Here is a 17,924-nt window from a genome sequence, read left to right as displayed (position 1 = left end):
CGTTCGACTTGCATGTGTTAAGCACGCCGCCAGCGTTCGTCCTGAGCCAGGATCAAACTCTCCGTAAAAAAATTACGACCCCCAACCCCGAAGAGAAGGGGAGTCAAGTTTGACCTCTAGCAAATAAGACATCTCTCCGACCCGAAAGTCGGAAGCTGACATCAATTTCCAAAGGAATCCCAACCCGATCCGAAGATCGAGGCCGGGGTATAAAATTGGCATTGAACATAGTGCACGCTGTTGAGTTCTCAAGAATCGGACACATCCCGCCTCCACACCAGAACGGTGCTTCACAACGAAAGTGATCGAAGATTGCTGTACGAGGGCGTGAGCCACTCGATTTGTCTTGCTTGCCGAGACCGGTTAGGCTTGTCGGAATCGAAGTCCCGATCGCCTCCGTGGCAACTCGACTAACTTAGCACATCCGCAGGCCGTGTCAAGTCCGGCTTCTTCGTGGTGTTCGCTGCGCGATCGAGGACCGCACCGCTGCACCGGGCTCGGCCGTGAGGCCTTGCAACGAAGCCGGGACCGTGTCCCGTGGAGGCTTTGCATCTTACGCTCGCGATCCCGCAGTCTTCAAGAGACGAATCTCTAACAGGCCTGGGAGCGAGGGGATGGTCCCCGCTTGAGGTGGGCCAGCTGGTCTCGACGCTCTGCGCCTGACTCCCGCTTGCCGCTCCTTTGGGGTGACGAGGAGTTACATTACGTCGGGCCTCGGCCGAGCGGCAAATCGCCTGCGTCCCGGGCGTGTCGCGATTTAAGGGCTCTGCGTCGCTGAGTGTCCGACTCGGTACCCGACGCCGGACATCCGGCTACCGGCTACCGGCTACCGGCTACCGGCTACCGGCTACCGGCTACCGGCTACCGGCTACCGGCTACCGGCTACCGGCTACCGGCTACCGGACACCGAGCTGATGAGACCGCCGACGCCGTCATCGTCCGCGTCCGCTCGAGGAGAGCGGGCACGCGGTCAGCGGACGAAGGCCCCGGCGAAGCTCTTCTTGCCGCGACGGAGGACGGCGATCCCATCGATCAACGGGAGCTCGCCGAGCGTGACGGTCTCGGACGGGAGGGCGGTGTTGTTCACCGAGAGCCCGCCCTGGGCGAGAGCCCGCCGCGCCTCCCCCGTGCTGGCGACGAGTCCGGTCTCGACGAACGCCTGCAGCGCCGGCGTCTCCGGGGTCGCCTCCATCGAGGGCACCGCCTCGAGTGCGCCGCGGAGGATGACCGGGTCGATCCCCTCGAGCGAGCCCTTGCCGAAGAGCGCGGCCGAGGCGTCGATCACCGAGCGCGTCGCCTCCGCTCCGTGCACCAGCGACGTGACCTCCCAGGCGAGCGCGCGCTGCGCCTCCCGGCGGAACGGCTCGTCGGCAGCGGCCTTCTCCAGGCGCTCGATCTCCGTGCGCGGCAGGAAGGTGAAGATCCGCAGGCGGTCGGCGACGTCACGGTCGTCCGTGTTGACCCAGAACTGGTAGAACGCGTACGGGCTGGTGAGCTCGGAGTCGAGCCAGACGGCGTTGCCCTCGCTCTTGCCGAACTTGGTGCCGTCGGAGTTCATCACCAGCGGTGTGCCGATCGCGTGGACCGACACGCCCTCCGTGCGATGGATCAGGTCGGTCCCGCTCGTCAGGTTGCCCCACTGGTCGCTGCCGCCGGTCTGCAGGACGCACCCGTACTGCCGGTAGAGCTCCAGGTAGTCGAGTCCCTGCAGGATCTGGTAGCTGAACTCGGTGTAGCTGATCCCCGCGTCGGAGTTGAGGCGGGCGCTGACCGCGTCCTTCTTGAGCATCGTCCCCACACGAAAGTGCTTCCCGATCTCCCGCAGGAAGTCGATCGCCGACAGCGGAGCGGTCCAGTCGAGGTTGTTGACCAGGCGCAGCCCGTTGTCGCCGCCCGCGGGAACGAACCGGGACACCTGCGCCTGGAGGCGCTCGACCCACGCCGTCACCGTCTCGCGCGAGTTCAGCGTCCGCTCGGCCGTCGGACGCGGATCCCCGATCAGCCCGGTCGAGCCGCCGACGAGCCCGAGCGGCCGATGCCCGGCCAGCTGGAGCCGGCGCATGACGATCAGCTGCACCAGGTTCCCGAGGTGGAGGCTGGGCGCGGTCGGGTCGAACCCGCAGTAGTAGGTGATCGGCTCCCCCGACAGCAGCTCGCGCAACGCTCCCGCATCGGTCGACACGTGCACCGAGCCTCGCCAGACCAGCTCGTCCCACACGGAGTCGAAGGCGGGGTCGAGCCGCGGGCTCGTCGCGGACCCGGGGAGGTGCTGGTCGATCACCCGACCAGGCTACCGCGGCGGGAAGGAGCCGGTCTCCGGGAGTCAAGTGCACAGGCTTGATCCGGGGCGATCAAGTGCCGATACTTGATCGAGGAGGTCCGATGTTCGTCATCACCGCGGATCAGCGCGACAGCAGGCACGACCACGACCGCGTGGACCAGGCGATCGCGAGCCTGATCGACGACGGTCGGGCGTCGTTCGTCCTGCCCCCGGAGCGGACGGCGGGCGACGAGTTCCAGTGCGTGCTCGACCGGGCCGATGCCGTCGTCGCGCTCGTGCTCGAGCTGCACCGGACCGGCCACTGGAGCATCGGCCTCGGGATCGGCCCGGTCGACCGGCCACTCCCCGCGACCACGAGAGCGGCGACCGGGGAGGCGTACTTCGCGGCGCGCCGGGCGGTCGAGGCGGCGAAGGGCCGGCCGACGCGCTTCTCCCTCGATCCGGACGCACCGGGAACGGCGGCGCCGGCACCGGCGGACGTCCAGTCGCTGATCGATCCGCTCCTCCTGCTGCGCGACGCGCGCTCCGAGGCCGGCTGGCAGATCGTCGACCTGCTCGAGAGCGGCCTCTCCCAGAAGGATGCGGCCGAGCGCCTCGCCGTCAGCCCGCAGGCGGTCAGCCTCCGGGTCCGCGCGGCGAGTGCTCGAGTCGACGCTCCCGCCCGTGACGCGCTCGCGCGCCTGCTGACAGTGGTCGACCGTACGCTCGACCCCACCGACGAGAGGACACCCCGATGACGGCACCCCCCGGATCCCCCGCCCTGCTCCTCGCCTCCGCGCTGCAGTCCGCCTCGTGGACGGGCGTGGTGCTCGTGCTGCTCGCCGGACTCGCCGGTGCGGTGCTCGCCGTGCGCCTTCGCCGTCCGCAGCTCGCCTGGATCCCCCTCGTGGCGGCGGCCGCCGCCTTCCTGCTCACGGCGGTCGCCGGACCGTCCGCGCCCCCGATCCACTCCGTCCTGGTGGCGGTGCTGGCCTTCGCGCTGGCGATCGCGGGCGGCGGGCCGGTCGTGCTGCTCACCCTCCGGCTCGCGACGGCCGACTCCCGCAGCGGCAGCCACGGCGGCATCATGGTCGCCGGAACCTCCCGCCCCGCCGCCGGGAGCGCGCCCTCGGCGATCGGCCAGCCGATCGAGGTGCTGCGCGGGGGGACGACGATCGGGGTCCTCGAGCGGATCGCGACGGCCGGCGCACTGATGAGCGGTCTCCCCGAGGGGATCGCGGTCGTGGTGGCGATCAAGGGCGTCGGCCGCTTCAGCGAGCTCGCCTCCCCGGAGGCGCGCGAGCGGTTCATCATCGGCACGCTGGCGAGCCTCGCCTGGGCGGCGGCTCTCGGCGTTCTCGCCCGGCTCTACCTCGCGGGCTGAGCTCCGGGCCGCCGCCGGGGCACTGCTCTCCGGTAGGGCGAGACGGTGGGGTCGCCCGGGATGCTGAAGCGCCACGGGAAGTCGTCCCCGCCGCCCGGGCCCGAGACTCCGGTGCGCGGGCCCGCCGCCACGGAGGACGGCCTCTCCCCCGGCAGCAGCTCGAACGCCGCCTCGAGCGGGTCGCCCGACTCGGTGAGACGGACTCCGAGGGCCTTCGCCAGCCGTGCGGGTCCGCGGGCCAGATCCCGGCTGCGAACGGGTCCGCGCCGGATCATCGCGAGATCCTCCCCCGATACGACCTCGCCGGCGCGCAGCAGCACCGCCGACGCCGTGCCCGCCGGGGAGCAGACGATGTTCACGCAGGTGTGCATCCCGTAGGTGAAGTACGCGTACACGGACCCGGGCGGACCGAACATGGGAGCCGTCCGGGGTGTCGGTCCGCGGTGCGCATGCGAGCCCGGATCCTCACCGGTTCCGAGGTACGCCTCGACCTCGGTCAGCCGGACGCCGACCACGCCCTCCGGCGTGCGGTGCAGGAGGACGCGGCCGAGCAGCTCCGGTGCCACCTCGAGGGCCGAGCGCGCGAGGTCGGGGAGGTCGGCGCTCAGAAGAAGCTCTGGCCCGACACGAGGGTGATCACGATCACCGCGACGATGACGACTGCGGCGACGAGCACCAGAGTCCGCTGCTGCCAGGGGCGCAGCGGCGGACGGCCGTCGTCGCCCGGCGCTCCTCGAAGAGTCACGGGCGTTCCCCTCGGAGGGATCCGCGCACGACCCGGACGCGCTCGGTCAGCCGGGCGAGCTGCTCCGCGACGCGGTCGGGAGCCGTGCCGCCGACACCGTCCCGGCTCGCCACCGATCCCTCGATGCTGAGGACGGACCGCACGTCTGGAGTGAGCAGCGGCGACACCGAGGCGAGCGCGGCGGCGTCGAGATCCTCGAGCCCCCTCCCCTGCGACTCCGCCAGCTTGACCAGCTCACCGGTGATCTCGTGGGCGTCCCGGAAGGGCACGTGCTTCTTCACGAGCCACTCGGCCACGTCGGTCGCGAGGGAGAAGCCCTGGGGCGCGAGCTCCGCCATCCGGTCGGTGTGGAAGGTGAGGGTCGCGATCATGCCGCTGAACGCGGGCAGCAGCACCTCGAGGGTCGTCACCGAGTCGAAGACCGGCTCCTTGTCCTCCTGCAGGTCGCGGTTGTAGGCGAGCGGCAGCGCCTTGAGGGTCGCGAGCAGCCCGGTGAGGTTGCCGATCAAGCGGCCGGACTTCCCCCGGGCGAGCTCGGCGATGTCGGGGTTCTTCTTCTGCGGCATGATCGAGGACCCGGTCGAGTAGCCGTCGTCGAGCGTGACGAAGGCGAACTCCCGCGTGTTCCAGAGGATGACCTCCTCCGCGATGCGCGAGACGTCGATCCCGATCATGGCGGTGACGAAGGCGAACTCGGCAACGAGGTCGCGGCTGGCCGTCCCGTCGATCGAGTTCGGCACGCTCGACGCGAAGCCGAGATCGCGGGCGACGGCCTCGGCGTCCAGGCCGAGGGTCGAGCCGGCGAGGGCGCCCGAGCCGTAGGGCGAGACGTCCGCCCGGACGGCCCAGTCCCGCAGGCGCTCCAGATCGCGCAGCAGCGCCCAGCCGTGGGCGAGCAGATGGTGCGCGAGGAGCACGGGCTGAGCGTGCTGGAGGTGTGTGCGCCCGGGCATGATCGCCGTCGGGTGCGCCGACGCCTGCGCGGCGAGGGCGTCGATGAGCTGCACCACCAGCTCCGAGACGAGCGCCGCGTGGTCGCGGAGGTACATCCGGACGAAGGTGGCGATCTGGTCGTTGCGCGAGCGCCCCGCGCGGAGCTTGCCGCCGAGCTCGGGACCGGCTTCGAGCATCAGGCCGCGCTCCAGGGCGCCGTGCACGTCCTCGTCGGATTCGTCGGCGGCGAAGCTCCCATCGGCGACGGCAGCCTCGAGCCGGTCGAGCGCCGCGAGCATCGCGGTGAGCTCGGCGTCGTCGAGGTAGCCCGCTCCGGCGAGCGCCCGGGCGTGGGCGCGGGAGCCGGCGAGGTCGTAGGGGGCGAGCTGCCAGTCGAAGTGGGTCGACCTCGAGAGCGCGGCGAGCTCGGGCGAGGGGCCGCCGGCGAAGCGGCCGCCCCAGAGGGCTCCGGCCTCGCCCGCGCGGGCGGAGGGTCGTTCCGTCATGGTTCTCCTCGGGTTCGGCTGTCGAGTCTACTGAGCGGCGTCGGCGGTGCCGGCGCGCTCCAGGAGCCACACGAGCAGGGCCTTCTGCGCGTGCAGGCGGTTCTCCGCCTCGTCCCAGATCACGCTCTGCGGGCCGTCGATCACGTCGGCGGTCACCTCGTAGCCGCGGTCCGCGGGCAGGCAGTGCAGGAACAGCGCGTCGGGAGCGGCAGCGGCCATCGTGGCGGCGTCGACCCGGTAGGCGCCGAAGGTCGCGACGCGCGCCGCCTTCTCGTCCTCCTTGCCCATCGACACCCACGTGTCCGTGATCACGATGTCGGAGCCGGCCGCGCCCTCGTCGGGGTCGGTCGTGGTGATCGCCGATCCGCCGGTGGTCGCGGCGATGCGCTGCGCATCGGCCAGGACCGCCGCGTCCGGCGAGTACGACTCCGGGGAGACGATGCGGACGTGCATGCCGGCCGTGGCCCCCGCCAGGAGGTACGAGTGCGCCATGTTGCTCGCTCCGTCGCCGAAGAACGTGAGCGTGAGTCCGGCGAGGCGACCGCGGTGCTCGCGGATGGTCAGCAGGTCGGCGAGGAGCTGGCACGGGTGGAACTCGTCCGACAGCGCGTTGACGACCGGCACGCGCGTGCTGCGCGCCATCTCCTCCAGGCCCGACTGCGCGTAGGTGCGCCACACGATGGCGGCGACCTGGCGCTCCAGGACCCGCGCCGTGTCGGAGGCGGTCTCCTTGCCGCCGAGCTGGCTGCTCGCGGTCGAGATGATCAGGGGGCTTCCGCCGAGATCGGCGATGCCGACCGCGAAGGAGACGCGGGTGCGCGTGGAGGACTTGTCGAAGATCACGGCGACGGTCTGCGGCCCGGCGAGGGGCTTCCGGGAGAAGCGGTCGCGCTTGAGCTCGAGGGCGAGGTCGAGGATCTCGGCCTGCTCGGCGGGAGTGATGTCGTCGTCGCGGAGGAAGTGGCGGGTCACGGTGCTGGTCGCTTTCGGTGGAGGTACGGGGTCAGAGGGTCTGCAGTGCGCGGCCGAAGCGCTCGGCGAACTCGGCGACGTCGGCGGCGGTCACCACGAGCGGAGGCGCGAGCCGGATGCTCGAGTCGTTCGCCGCGTTCACGATCAGGCCGGCGTCGAGGCAGGCGGCGGCGAGCTCGGCGGCGACCGGCCGGGTCAGGGCGATGCCCAGGAGGAGGCCCGCGCCGCGAACCCCTCCGATCAGGGGCGAGTCGAGAGCGGTCAGCGCGTCGACGATCTGCGCCCCGCGCTCCCGCGCGTTGCCGAGAAGGTCGGCGCGCTCGATCTCGGCGAGCACGGCTCCGGCCACGGCGGTCGCGAGCGGATTGCCGCCGAAGGTGCTGCCGTGGTGGCCCTTCTGCAGGAGGTCGGACGCCTCGCCGAAGGTCACCAGCGCTCCGACGGGGAAGCCTCCGCCGAGCCCCTTGGCCAGGGTGACGGCGTCGGGCAGGATCCCCGCCTCCTGGTACGCGAACCAGCGTCCGGTCCGCCCGACCCCGGTCTGGATCTCGTCGACGATGAGCAGCGCGCTGTGCTCGCGGGTGAGCTCACGCGCGCGCTCGAGGTAGCCGGCCGGCAGCGGGATGACGCCCGCCTCCCCCTGGATGGGCTCGACGATCAGCGCGGCGACGGACTCGTCGAGAGCCGCCTCGAGGGCCTCGATGCTCGCCTCGAGGTGCTCGACCCCTCCCGGCATCGGCTCGAACGGCGCGCGCATGGCCGCTTTGCCGGTCAGCGCGAGCGCGCCCATCGTCCGCCCATGGAACGCGTTCTGCAGCGCCAGGACGCGGTGCCGGCCGCCGGCCGCATTCAGCCGCGCCAGCTTGAAGGCCGCCTCGTTGGCCTCGGTGCCCGAGTTGGCGAAGTAGACGCGGCCCGTCTCCCCGGCCCCGGTCAGGCGGCGCAGGGTCTCGGCGAGCTCGATCTGCGGGGCGGTCGCGAAGTAGTTGGAGACGTGGGCGAGCGCACCGGCCTGGCGCGTCACGGCCTCGACGAACACGGGATGCGCATGGCCGAGCGAGTTGACGGCGATGCCGCCGAGGAAGTCGAGGTACTCCCGCCCGTCGACGTCCCAGACCCGGCAGCCCTCGCCGCGCTCGAGCACGGCGAGCGGCGGCGCGAAGGTCTGCATCATCGCGGCGGAGTAGCGGTCGCGCGCCGAGCCGGTGCGGGACGCGGTCGTGGGGATGGACATGGTGGCCTTTCGATCGGAGCGGTCCGGCCGCGAGGGCCGACGGTGCGCGCGTCCCGGACGGGACGGACGCTCGGAGCCGGGGCCGCTGAGGATCAGCGGCCCGACATTCGCTCCCGGTCGCGGGGGTCGAGCGAGGCGACGACCTCGGTGCCGATGCCCTCCGAGGTGAACACCTCGAGCAGGATCGAGTGCGGGATGCGGCCGTCGATGATGGCGGCCTTGGGCACTCCCCCGCGCACGGCGTCGAGGCAGGCGGTCATCTTGGGGATCATGCCCGATTCGAGCGAGGGCAGCAGAGCCGCGAGGTCGTCCGAGCGGATGTGCGAGACGAGCGACTCGCGGTCGGGCCAGTCGGAGTAGAGGCCGGCCACATCGGTGAGGACGACGAGCTTCTCGGCGCCGAGCGCGACGGCCAGCGCGGCGGCGGCGGCGTCGGCGTTGACGTTCAGCGACTGCGTGGGGTCGTCCGAGTCGGGGGCGATCGAGGACACGACCGGGATCCGGCCGGCCTCGAGCTGAGCGAGGACGGCGGCGGGATCCACGGCGATCACGTCTCCGACGAGTCCGAGGTCGTGCTCCTCGCCGTCGATCACGACACCGCGGCGGCGGCCGACGAAGAGGCCCGCGTCCTCACCGGAGATGCCGGCGGCGAGGGGGCCGTGCTCGTTGATCCGGCGGACGATGTCGCGGCTGATGCTGCCGGTGAGCACCATCCGCACCACCTCCATCGCCTCGGGGCTCGTGACCCGGTAGCCGCCCCGGAACTCGCTCTCGATCCCGAGCCGGTCGAGCATCCGCGAGATCTGGGGCCCACCGCCGTGGACGACCACGGGGCGGATCCCGGCGTAGCGCAGGTAGACCATGTCCTGGGCGAAGGAGCGCCGCAGCTCCTCCGACACCATCGCGTTGCCGCCGAACTTGATCACCATCGTGCGCCCGTGGAAGCTCTGCAGCCAGGGCAGCGACTCGATGAGCGTCGCGGCCTTCCCGGGTGCGGCGTCGCGCTCGGCGCGGCTCTCGGCCGAGAGGGTGGTGTCGTCGCTCATGGCCGCCTCAGCTCGAGTACGCGGAGTTCTCGTGCACGTAGTCGTGCGTGAGGTCGTTGGTCCAGATCGTGGCCGTCGCGTCGCCGGCGTGCAGGTCGATGTCGACGGCGACCTGCCGAGGGGCGAGGTCGACGAGGTCGCGGCTCTCGTGCGGCTCGCCCGCGAGGCAGACCTGCACCCCGTTCATCGCGACGTCGATGCCGTACGGGTCGAACTGCGCATCGGTCGTGCCCACGGCGGCGAGGACGCGGCCCCAGTTGGGGTCCTTGCCGAAGATCGCGGCCTTGAACAGGTTGCTGCGGGAGACGGCGCGGGCGACGACCACGGCCTCGTCCTCGGTCGCGGCGTTCAGCACGCGGATCGCGACGTCGTGGGCGGCGCCCTCCGCGTCGGCCTGCAGCTGCAGGGTGAGGTCGCGGCAGACCGCGGTCAGGGCCTCGGTGAACTCGTCGGCGTCGGCCTCGACGCCGCTGGCGCCGCTCGCGAGCAGTGCGACGGTGTCGTTCGTCGACATGCAGCCGTCCGAGTCGAGGCGGTCGAAGGTGACGCGGGTCGCGGCACGCAGGGCGGTGTCGAGAGCGGCGGACTCGAGGGCCGCGTCGGTCGTGATCACGACCAGCATCGTCGCCAGACCCGGCGCGAGCATCCCGGCGCCCTTGGCCATGCCGCCGATGCTCCAGCCCTGCTCGGAGCGGATAACCGCCTGCTTCGGGACCGTGTCGGTGGTCATGATCGCGCGGGCGGCCGCCTCGCCCGCCTCGGGTCCCCCGGCGAGCTCGGCGGAGGCGCCGGTCACGCCGGGGGCGAGCTTCGCGAGGTCGAGCTGGTCGCCGATCAGCCCGGTGGAGCACACCAGCACGTCGCCGGCGGACACCTCGAGGCTCTCGCCCACGAGCTCCGCGGTGCGGTGGGTGACCTGGAAGCCCTGAGCACCCGTGTAGCAGTTGGCGCCGCCGGAGTTGAGGACGATCGCCGAGACGACGCCGTCGCGCATCACCTGCTCGCTCCAGAGGACGGGGTTCGCCTTGCAGCGGTTGCTCGTGAAGACCGCGGCGGCGCTCTGCAGCGGGCCGAGGTTCTGCACGAGCGCGACGTCGCGCGCTCCGGTCGACTTCAGCCCGGCGACGACTCCCGCCGCCCGGAACCCTGCTGCTGCGGTGACGCTCACGGCGCGACTCCGTTCACGCTCAGGCCGAGGGACTCCGGGAGTCCCAGGGCGATGTTGGTGGACTGGACGGCTGCGCCCGCGGTGCCCTTGACGAGGTTGTCGATGGCCGAGACGACCACGACGCGGCGGGCCCGCTCGTCCACGGCGAGTCCGATCAGAGCGGTGTTCGCCCCTACCACGTCGGCCGTCCGGGGGAAGGAGCCCTCCGGGAGCAGCTGGACGAAGGTCTCGTCGCCGTAGGCGGTCTCCCACGCCGCGCGCACGTCCTGCGCCGAGACGCCGGGAGCGAGGCGCGCGGTCGAGGTCGCCAGGATGCCCCGGGACATCGGCACGAGGACCGGCGTGAACGAGATCGAGACGGGTCCGGCTCCGGCGAGCAGGAGGTTCTGCCGGATCTCGGGATTGTGACGGTGCGCTCCGCCGAGGCCGTAGGCGTGCGCGGAGCCGAGGAGCTCGCTGGCGAGGAGGTCGGTCCGCAGGCTCTTGCCCGCACCCGAGGGGCCGACGGCGAGGACCGCGACGAGGTCCGACGACTCGATCACTCCGGCGTGCAGACCGGGGGCCAGGCCGAGCGTGATCGCCGTGACGTTGCAGCCGGGGACGGCGATGCGCCGCACTCCGGCGAGCGCCTCGCGCTGCTTGCGTCCGCCGCCGCCGATCAGCAGCTCCGGGAGCCCGTAGGGCCAGGCCCCGGCGAAGTCGCCCCCGTAGAAGTCGGCCCAGTCCTGCGGGTCGGTCAGGCGGTGGTCGGCGCCGCAGTCGACGACGAGGACGTCCTCGGGGAGGGTCGCGGTGATCTCGCCCGACTTCCCGTGCGGGAGGGCGAGGAAGACGACGTCGTGCCCGGCGAGGTTCCCGGTCGTCGTGTCGACGAGGACGAGGTCGCGGAGCGAGCGGAGGTGCGGGTGCACGGCGATGAGGGGCTGACCCGCGTTGGCGTGCGCCGTCACCGTGCGCACCTCGAACTCGGGGTGGTCGGCGAGCAGTCGCAGCAGCTCGCCGCCCGCGTAGCCGCTCGCACCGGCCACCGCCACGGAGAAAGTCATGCCCGAGAGCCTAGCCGGTGCGGGTGCGGGGCCCCGCCCGGCCGAGCCGGACGGGACCCCCGGCCTCACTCGCGGAGTCGGACGCCGAAGCGCTCCGCCGCCACGGCCACGCCGTTCTCCTTCGCGGCCGTCGCCTCGGCCGCGGTGAGCGTGCGGTCCGGCGCGCGGAAGCGCAGCGCGAACGTCAGCGACTTCGTCCCCTCGGCGAGCCCGGTGCCGCGGTAGTCGTCGACCAGGCGGATCGCCTCGAGCAGCTCGCCCGCCCCCTCGGCGACGGCGGCGCGCACGTCGGCTGCCGCGATGCCGACCGGCACGACGAGCGAGAGGTCCTGGGTCGCGGCGGGCAGCGCGCCCACCGGACGGGCCACGACGACCCTCCCGGCCCGCGCGAGCAGCGGCTCGAGGTCGAGCTCGACCACGGCGACGCGGCGCGGGAGGTCGAGCTCCTCGGCGAGCGCCGGGAGCAGCTCCCCCGCGTGCCCGATGACCGCGCCGTCGAGCACGACCTCGGCGGTGCGGCCCGGGTGCAGCGCGGCGTGGGCCCCCTGGCGCAGCACGAGCTCGGTGCCGGTCGCTGCGGCGACCTCGCGGACCACGTCGAGGGCGTCGCGCCAGTCGACGTCACGCCCGGCGACACCGGGCTGGCGCACGACGGCGGCACCCGTGAGCAGCGCCGCGAGGTGCCGCGGCTGCGGCGGAATGCCCGCGTTCAGCTCGGCCTCGACCTCCGCGGACGGACGCGTCCCGCCCGCAGGGAGCGCCCCCGAGCCGAACGGGCGGCCGGCAACCGGGAGGAAGACGGAGCCGAGCTCGTAGACCGCGAGATCCGTCAGGCCGCGCGAGCGGTTGCGGGCCGCGACCTGCACGAGACCCGGCAGCAGAGAGATCCGCAGCTGGCCCGCGGTCGCGTCGAGCGGGTTGGCGAGCGTGATCTGCTCCTGCGGCTCCCCGACGACCGAGCCGAGCCGGTCGTTGATCGAGCGCGAGAGGAACGGGTACGAGAGCACCTCGGTCAGACCCGCGGCGGCGAGCGCCTGGGCGAGGGTGCGGCGCAGCCGCTGGCCCGGGGTCAGCCCGCGGCCGGGAGGCGCCACGGGCAGGATCGCCGGGATGCGGTCGTACCCGGTGATGCGGGCGACCTCCTCCGCGAGCGAGGCGCGGTCGACGAGGTCGGGGCGCCAGCTCGGCGGAGTCACCAGCAGGCCCGCTCCGCCGGCCTCGACGGAGGCGCCGATCTCGACGAGCGCGCCGCGGATCTCCTCCGGGGTGTACTCCACGCCGATGAGGCCTGCGACGTAGCCGTCCGGCAGCTCGACCGGCTCCGCCGTGCGCGGGTCGGCCAGGACCGAGCCGAGCTCGTCCGCCGTGCCGCCGGCGAGCTCCACGAGCAGCTGCACCGCGCGGGCCGCGGCGACCGAGGCCACCTCGGGGTCGACGCCGCGCTCGAAGCGCCGCGACGCCTCGCTCGGCAGCTTGTGCCGGCGAGCCGTCCGGGCGATCGAGACCGGGTCGAAGTTCGCCGCCTCGAGCAGGACGTCGGACGTGGCGTCCGAGATCTCGGTGCGCGCGCCCCCCATCACTCCGGCGAGGCCGATCGCCCCGCCGTCGTCGGCGATGACGAGGTCCTCCACGTGCAGGCGCCGGGTCTGGCCGTCGAGCGTCTCGAGGGTCTCCCCCGGTGCGGCGCGGCGCACCACGATGCCGCCCTGCAGGGTCGCCAGGTCGTAGCCGTGCAGCGGCTGGCCCAGCTCGAACATCACGTAGTTGGTGATGTCCACGACGAGCGAGATCGAGCGGACGCCGGCCAGGCGCAGTCGCGCGAGCATCCACGGCGGCGTCGGTCGCGAGACGTCGACGCCCCGGACGACGCGCGTGACGAACACGGAGGCGCCGACACGGCCGCGGATCGGCGCCTCGTCGGCCACGGACACGGGGAAGACGGGCGCCGTCTCCGTGCGCTCGTGCGGAGGGAGCGCCCGAGCGGGGTCGCGGAAGGCGGCTCCGGTGGCGTGGGCGTACTCGCGGGCGATGCCGCGGATCGAGAAGGCGTAGCCGCGGTCGGGCGTCACGTTGACCTCGACCGCGGCGTCGTCGAGACCGAGGAGCGCGACGGCGTCCGTGCCCGGCTCCGGGTCGAGCCCGAGTGAGGCGAGGCGGAGGATGCCGTCGTGGTCGTCCCCGAGGCCGAGCTCGCGGCTCGAGGCGATCATCCCGTCGGACACGTGCCCGTAGGTCTTCCGCGCGGAGATCGGGAACGGCCCGGGCAGGACCGCGCCCGGCAGTGACACGACGACCTTGTCGCCGGCCGCGAAGTTGTGGGCTCCGCAGACGATGCCGCGGACGTCCTCTCCGCCGTCGGCGGCACGCGCGCCCTCCGGGGCCACGCGGACGTGGCACCAGTTGATGGTCTTGCCGTTCTTCTGCGGCTCCGGAGCGAGGTCGAGCACCTCACCGACGACGACGGGCCCGGTCACCTCGAACCGGTGGACGTCCTCCTCCTCCAGGCCGACCGACACCAGGGCCGCGTGCACGGACTCCGTCGTGACGTCCTGCTCGAGGTCGACGTACTCCCCCAGCCAGCTCAGCGGGATTCGCATCAGATCACCATCCCGTACTGCTCGCTGAAGCGGACGTCGCCCTCGACCATGTCGCGCATGTCCTTCACGTCGTTGCGGAACATCAGGGTCCGCTCGATCCCCATGCCGAAGGCGAACCCGGAGTACTCCTCCGGGTCGATCCCGGCCGCGCGCAGCACGTTCGGATTGACCATGCCGCAGCCGCCCCACTCGATCCAGCGGGCACCGCCGACGAAGGTCGGGTGCCAGACGTCCAGCTCGGCGCTGGGCTCGGTGAAGGGGAAGTAGTTCGGGCGCAGGCGGATGCGCGCGTCGTCGCCGAAGAGGATCCGCGCGACGTGCTCGAGGGTGCCCCGCAGGTGCGCCATGGTCAGGCCGCGGTCGACGGCGAGACCCTCGAACTGCGTGAACACGGGCGTGTGCGTCGCGTCGAGCTCGTCGGTGCGGTACACCCGTCCGGGAGCGATCACGTAGAGCGGCAGCGGGCGCTCGAGCATCGAGCGGATCTGCACCGGCGAGGTGTGCGTGCGCAGCACCAGGTGCGAGTCGACGGGGTCGACGAAGAAGGTGTCCTGCATGGCGCGGGCCGGGTGGTCCTCGTCGAAGTTCAGGGCGTCGAAGTTGAACCACTCGTTCTCGAGCTCCGGCCCCTCCGCGATCTCCCAGCCCATCCCGACGAACACGTCGGCGATCGACTCCTGGAGGAGCGAGAGGGGGTGGCGGGCGCCGCGGCGCACGAAGCTGGCGCCGGCGGTGACGTCCACGCGCTCGGCCTCGAGCGCGGCCGCGTCCTCGGCCTCGACGAGCTCGGCCTCGCGGGCCGCGTAGGCGTCGCCCACCTGCTTGCGGGCACCGCCGACGAGCTTGCCGGACGCCGCCTTGTGCTCGGGCGGGACGGAGCGCATCTGCGCGTTGAGGCGGGCGAGGGCGGACCCCTCGCCGAGGTGGGCGGCTCGGGCGGACTTCAGAGCGGCGGAGTCGCCCGCCGCGCCGATGGCGGCGAGGGCGTCGGCGACCGCCGCGGAGACGGCCTCGTCGGTGATCGGGTTGCTGTCTGACACGATCCCCCAGTGTAGGCGAGGGCCTCCGCCCCCTCCCGCCGCCCGCGCGCGGTGCTCGTCGCGCTCGCCCGCGGCCAGGCCCCCGTCTGCGCCGACGGCTCTCGAAGCCCCGCCACCGGCGCTGCTCGACCAGCAGGGGCGGGTTCTCGCTACGCCGGGGTCGGAGGCTGCTCGACCGGCAGGAGGGGGGGCACCGCCGGGCGGGAGGACGAGAAGACGCCCGGACCGATCGCGACTCCCCGATCACCACCGCCTCCGCGTCGACGACGCCGGAGCGGAGCACCACCGCTCGATGCGCTGAGCGATCGCCGGACCCTCGAGGCGAACAGGAGAATCGCGTGTCAGCGATTCTCCGTAGCCGGACGCAGGACGCTCTGCGGAACCCGACCCCGTCAGGAAGCCGACCGCGGTGAGGATCGCCCTCGGGCGATCCTCACAGTTCAGTCCTGCACAGCGATGAGCTGCGTGTCCGTCTGCGCGCGGGCTGCGGGGTGGCCGCCGATGGTGCGGCCGCCGCGTCCGCCGCTCTTGGTGCGGATCTCGATCCACTTCGCCAGCCCCGAGAGGAGGAGGCAGATGCCGATGTAGATCGCTCCGATGACGATCGCCGCCGGGATGATCGGGCTGTCGAGGCTCGACTGGTTGCCCAGGTAGCGCGCGTAGTACAGAAGCTCGTTGTAGGTGATGATCGAGCCGAGCGCCGTGTCCTTGAGGGCGACGACGAGCTGGGCGATGATCACGGGCAGCATCGAGCGGATCGCCTGGGGGAACAGGATGAGCCGCATCACGCCGGACTTGCGCAGGCCGATCGCGTAGCCCGCCTCCTTCTGTCCTCGCGGGAGGGCTTCGATGCCGGCGCGGAAGATCTCGGAGAAGACGGAGCCGTTGTAGAGGGTCAGGGCGATGACGACGGCGAGGTAGGGGCTGAGCTTGAGGCCCGCGAACGGCAGGCCGTAGTACATCAGCATCATCAGGATCAGGACGGGGATCGCCCGGAACAGCTCGATGAAGAGCGTGACGGGGACGTTGATCCAGCGCCGGTCCGAGAGCCGGCCGATCGCCAGGAGGAGGCCGAGGACGAGGCTGGCGACGCCCGCCGTGGCGAAGGCCGCGAGCGTGCGGCCGAGGGCGCCGCCGATGCTCTGCCAGACCAGCGGGTAGCCGAACGCGCGCCACTTGGAGGCGTCGAACTGGCCGGACTCCGCGAAGCGCCAGACCACGAAGCCGAGGAAGGCCGCGATCAGCAGGACGACGACGACGCCGATGACGCGGTTGCGCACGACGGCCCGGGGGCCGGGGTTGTCGAAGAGGACGGAGCTCATCGGGCGACCCTCCACTTCTTCTCGAGCTGACGTTGGACGAGCGAGAGCAGGGTGACCAGGACCACGAAGACCAGGGCCACCCAGAGGACGACGATGAGGCTGTTCTCGCCGCGCTCGTTGAGCACGCGGACGATGGTGCCCGCCTCCGCGACCGAGAAGCCGGCGGCGACGGTGGTGTTCTTCAGCAGCGCGATCAGGACGCTCATGAGCGGCGGGATCACGGAGCGGAAGGCCTGGGGCAGGACGACCTGCGTCATCGTGAGGCCGAAGTCGAGGCCGATCGCGCGGGCCTCCTCGGCCTGGCCGATCGGCACGGTGTTGATGCCCGACCGCAGTACCTCCGCGACGTAGGTCGCGGTGTAGAGGCTGAGGGCGCAGATCGCCAGGTTCGTGTAGTCCACCTGCGGCAGGTCGAGCTTGGGGTAGCCGAAGGCGAAGAAGAACATCACCAGCGTGAGCGGGGTGTTCCGGATGGTGTTCACGTACACCGTACCGACCGCGCGGGCGATCGGGACGGGCGAGACGCGCATCGCGCCGACCACCGTGCCGATCAGCAGGGCGAACACGAGCGAGACGCTGAAGAGGATCAGGGTGTTGCCGAAGGCCGGGACGTAGACGTCGAGGTTGTTCAACAGGACATCCATGCGGCTGGCCCTTCTGTCGGAGCGGTGGTGGTGGTCGAGGAGAGGGGACCCCCGGGCGGCGGTCGGGCCGCCCGGGGCGCCTCCTAGTAGTCGTTCACCGCCGGCTGGGTGACGGTCGTGCCGGACTGGCCGAGCGTCTCGTCGTAGATGGCGCTCCAGGTCTCGCCGCCGTCGGTCAGCATGCCGTTGACGAAGTGGCGCAGGGCGTCGTCGTCCTTCGGCAGGCCGATGCCGTAGAGCTCGGTGCTGAAGGGCTCTCCGACGACCTTGAGCTCGTCGGGCTTCTGAGCGGCGTAACCGATCAGGATCGCGCCGTCGGTGGTGACGGCGTCGACGGTGCCGTCGGAGAGGGCGTCCACGCACTGCGAGTACGTGTCGAACTCCTCGGTCTTCACCTCGGGGTAGTTGGTGCGGATGTTCTGGATCGGGGTGGAGCCGGTGGCCGAGCACACGGTGGTGTCGGCGGTGAGGTCGTCCGGTCCGGTGATCGTGTCGTTGTCGGCCGCGACGAGCAGCTGCTGGCCGGTCTCGAAGTAGGGTCCGGCGAAGCCGACCTGCTCCTTGCGCTTGTCGGTGATCGAGTAGGTGCCGACGTAGTAGTCGATGTCGCCGTTCACGATCGACGCCTCGCGGTTGGCCGACGGGATCGCCTGGAACTCGATGGCGTCGGCCGCGAAGCCGAGCGAGGCGGCGGTCCACTTGGCGATCTCGATGTCGAAGCCGGAGCGCTCGCCGGTCGCCGCGTCGAGGTAGCCCAGCCCGGGCTGATCCTCCTTGACGCCGATGACGACCTTGCCGTCCGCGGTCATCGCGTCGAAGGTCGGGCTGCCCTCGAGAGTGACGTCGGAGGCGACCTCGTACGCGGAGGTCCCTCCCTCGGAGCCTCCACCGGCGCCGCCGCCGGCGGTTCCGGCGTCGCCGGAGCAGCCGGCGAGGGCGAGGGTCGCTGCCGCGAGTCCCGCGGTCATGAACATGAGCCTGGTGCGCATGATCGTCCTTCCTGGGGTTCGGCCCGCCGGAGCGGGCG

16 protein-coding genes and 1 rRNA gene are annotated in these 17,924 nt (G+C 71.9%); 2 read left to right on the top strand and 15 right to left on the bottom strand.

The genetic code is table 11. The features are described 5' to 3' along the window. A 16S ribosomal RNA gene (locus C5C35_RS05545) occupies window positions 1-68 on the bottom strand; the annotation flags it as partial. 902 nt (window positions 69-970) lie between these two features. Further along, the gene (gene tyrS / locus C5C35_RS05540) at window positions 971-2,281 is read right to left on the bottom strand and encodes a tyrosine--tRNA ligase (protein ID WP_104224503.1); all 1,311 of its coding nucleotides are present in this window, start codon (window positions 2,279-2,281) and stop codon (window positions 971-973) included. 101 nt (window positions 2,282-2,382) lie between these two features. Here tyrS and C5C35_RS05535 point away from each other — a divergent pair, with 101 nt between their 5' ends. Continuing rightward, window positions 2,383-3,018 carry a DNA-binding protein gene (locus tag C5C35_RS05535; RefSeq protein WP_104226322.1) on the top strand — a complete coding sequence of 212 codons (636 nt, stop codon included), beginning with the start codon at window positions 2,383-2,385 and terminating at the stop codon, window positions 3,016-3,018. Then, the gene (locus C5C35_RS05530) at window positions 3,015-3,644 is read left to right on the top strand and encodes a hypothetical protein (RefSeq protein WP_258059401.1); all 630 of its coding nucleotides are present in this window, start codon (window positions 3,015-3,017) and stop codon (window positions 3,642-3,644) included. Before C5C35_RS05535 ends, C5C35_RS05530 begins: the two co-directional genes overlap by 4 nt. Here the strand turns inward: C5C35_RS05530 and C5C35_RS05525 are convergent. From C5C35_RS05525 to C5C35_RS05470, 13 genes are all read right to left on the bottom strand, one after another. Continuing rightward, window positions 3,629-4,252, bottom strand: a complete 624-nt coding sequence (locus C5C35_RS05525; protein WP_104226321.1) for a DNA-3-methyladenine glycosylase — start codon at window positions 4,250-4,252, stop codon at window positions 3,629-3,631. The two genes, C5C35_RS05530 and C5C35_RS05525, sit on opposite strands and share 16 nt — an antisense overlap. Then, window positions 4,249-4,389: a hypothetical protein gene (locus tag C5C35_RS16915; protein WP_160034127.1), complete on the bottom strand. Its 141-nt coding sequence runs from the start codon at window positions 4,387-4,389 to the stop codon at window positions 4,249-4,251. Before C5C35_RS16915 ends, C5C35_RS05525 begins: the two co-directional genes overlap by 4 nt. Then, a complete protein-coding gene (argH, locus tag C5C35_RS05520; protein WP_104226320.1) occupies window positions 4,386-5,828 on the bottom strand; it encodes an argininosuccinate lyase in 1,443 nt (480 codons plus the stop codon). The genes C5C35_RS16915 and argH overlap by 4 nt, the downstream gene beginning before the upstream one ends. Window positions 5,829-5,855: 27 nt before the next feature. Next, entirely contained in the window at window positions 5,856-6,800 is a 945-nt protein-coding gene (gene argF, locus C5C35_RS05515; protein WP_104226319.1) for an ornithine carbamoyltransferase, read from the bottom strand. Window positions 6,801-6,831: 31 nt separating this feature from the next. Then, a complete protein-coding gene (locus tag C5C35_RS05510; protein ID WP_104226318.1) occupies window positions 6,832-8,034 on the bottom strand; it encodes an acetylornithine transaminase in 1,203 nt (400 codons plus the stop codon). A 92-nt stretch (window positions 8,035-8,126) separates the two neighbouring features. Then, a complete protein-coding gene (gene argB / locus C5C35_RS05505; protein WP_104226317.1) occupies window positions 8,127-9,080 on the bottom strand; it encodes an acetylglutamate kinase in 954 nt (317 codons plus the stop codon). Between the two features lie 7 nt (window positions 9,081-9,087). Continuing rightward, a complete protein-coding gene (argJ, locus tag C5C35_RS05500; protein ID WP_104226316.1) occupies window positions 9,088-10,248 on the bottom strand; it encodes a bifunctional glutamate N-acetyltransferase/amino-acid acetyltransferase ArgJ in 1,161 nt (386 codons plus the stop codon). Beyond that, the gene (gene argC, locus C5C35_RS05495) at window positions 10,245-11,294 is read right to left on the bottom strand and encodes an N-acetyl-gamma-glutamyl-phosphate reductase (RefSeq protein ID WP_104226315.1); all 1,050 of its coding nucleotides are present in this window, start codon (window positions 11,292-11,294) and stop codon (window positions 10,245-10,247) included. Before argC ends, argJ begins: the two co-directional genes overlap by 4 nt. 65 nt (window positions 11,295-11,359) lie before the next feature. Next, the gene (pheT, locus tag C5C35_RS05490) at window positions 11,360-13,891 is read right to left on the bottom strand and encodes a phenylalanine--tRNA ligase subunit beta (protein ID WP_104226314.1); all 2,532 of its coding nucleotides are present in this window, start codon (window positions 13,889-13,891) and stop codon (window positions 11,360-11,362) included. Then, the gene (pheS, locus tag C5C35_RS05485; protein ID WP_104226313.1) at window positions 13,891-14,931 is read right to left on the bottom strand and encodes a phenylalanine--tRNA ligase subunit alpha; all 1,041 of its coding nucleotides are present in this window, start codon (window positions 14,929-14,931) and stop codon (window positions 13,891-13,893) included. The genes pheT and pheS overlap by 1 nt, the downstream gene beginning before the upstream one ends. Window positions 14,932-15,371: 440 nt before the next feature. Then, window positions 15,372-16,253, bottom strand: a complete 882-nt coding sequence (locus C5C35_RS05480) for an amino acid ABC transporter permease (protein ID WP_104224492.1) — start codon at window positions 16,251-16,253, stop codon at window positions 15,372-15,374. Continuing rightward, window positions 16,250-16,897: an amino acid ABC transporter permease gene (locus tag C5C35_RS05475; protein WP_104262717.1), complete on the bottom strand. Its 648-nt coding sequence runs from the start codon at window positions 16,895-16,897 to the stop codon at window positions 16,250-16,252. The genes C5C35_RS05480 and C5C35_RS05475 overlap by 4 nt, the downstream gene beginning before the upstream one ends. A gap of 83 nt (window positions 16,898-16,980) precedes the next feature. After that, window positions 16,981-17,886 carry a glutamate ABC transporter substrate-binding protein gene (locus C5C35_RS05470; protein WP_181027238.1) on the bottom strand — a complete coding sequence of 302 codons (906 nt, stop codon included), beginning with the start codon at window positions 17,884-17,886 and terminating at the stop codon, window positions 16,981-16,983. Window positions 17,887-17,924: the final 38 nt, after the last annotated feature.

The organism is Rathayibacter sp. AY1F8 (assembly GCF_002932165.1).
Lineage (GTDB): Bacteria > Actinomycetota > Actinomycetes > Actinomycetales > Microbacteriaceae > Rathayibacter.
This window is presented reverse-complemented; position numbering and strand designations above follow the sequence as displayed.

What these genes read in the sequence shown, in the direction of transcription:
- C5C35_RS05535 (WP_104226322.1), top strand. Translation starts at nt 2,383, where the DNA reads ATGTTCGTCATCACCGCGGATCAGCGCGACAGCAGGCACGACCACGAC.
- C5C35_RS05530 (WP_258059401.1), top strand. Translation starts at nt 3,015, where the DNA reads ATGACGGCACCCCCCGGATCCCCCGCCCTGCTCCTCGCCTCCGCGCTG.
- argH (WP_104226320.1), bottom strand. Translation starts at nt 5,828, where the DNA reads ATGACGGAACGACCCTCCGCCCGCGCGGGCGAGGCCGGAGCCCTCTGG.
- C5C35_RS05510 (WP_104226318.1), bottom strand. Translation starts at nt 8,034, where the DNA reads ATGTCCATCCCCACGACCGCGTCCCGCACCGGCTCGGCGCGCGACCGC.
- argB (WP_104226317.1), bottom strand. Translation starts at nt 9,080, where the DNA reads ATGAGCGACGACACCACCCTCTCGGCCGAGAGCCGCGCCGAGCGCGAC.
- argC (WP_104226315.1), bottom strand. Translation starts at nt 11,294, where the DNA reads ATGACTTTCTCCGTGGCGGTGGCCGGTGCGAGCGGCTACGCGGGCGGC.
- pheT (WP_104226314.1), bottom strand. Translation starts at nt 13,891, where the DNA reads ATGCGAATCCCGCTGAGCTGGCTGGGGGAGTACGTCGACCTCGAGCAG.
- C5C35_RS05480 (WP_104224492.1), bottom strand. Translation starts at nt 16,253, where the DNA reads ATGAGCTCCGTCCTCTTCGACAACCCCGGCCCCCGGGCCGTCGTGCGC.
- C5C35_RS05475 (WP_104262717.1), bottom strand. Translation starts at nt 16,897, where the DNA reads ATGGATGTCCTGTTGAACAACCTCGACGTCTACGTCCCGGCCTTCGGC.
- C5C35_RS05470 (WP_181027238.1), bottom strand. Translation starts at nt 17,886, where the DNA reads ATGCGCACCAGGCTCATGTTCATGACCGCGGGACTCGCGGCAGCGACC.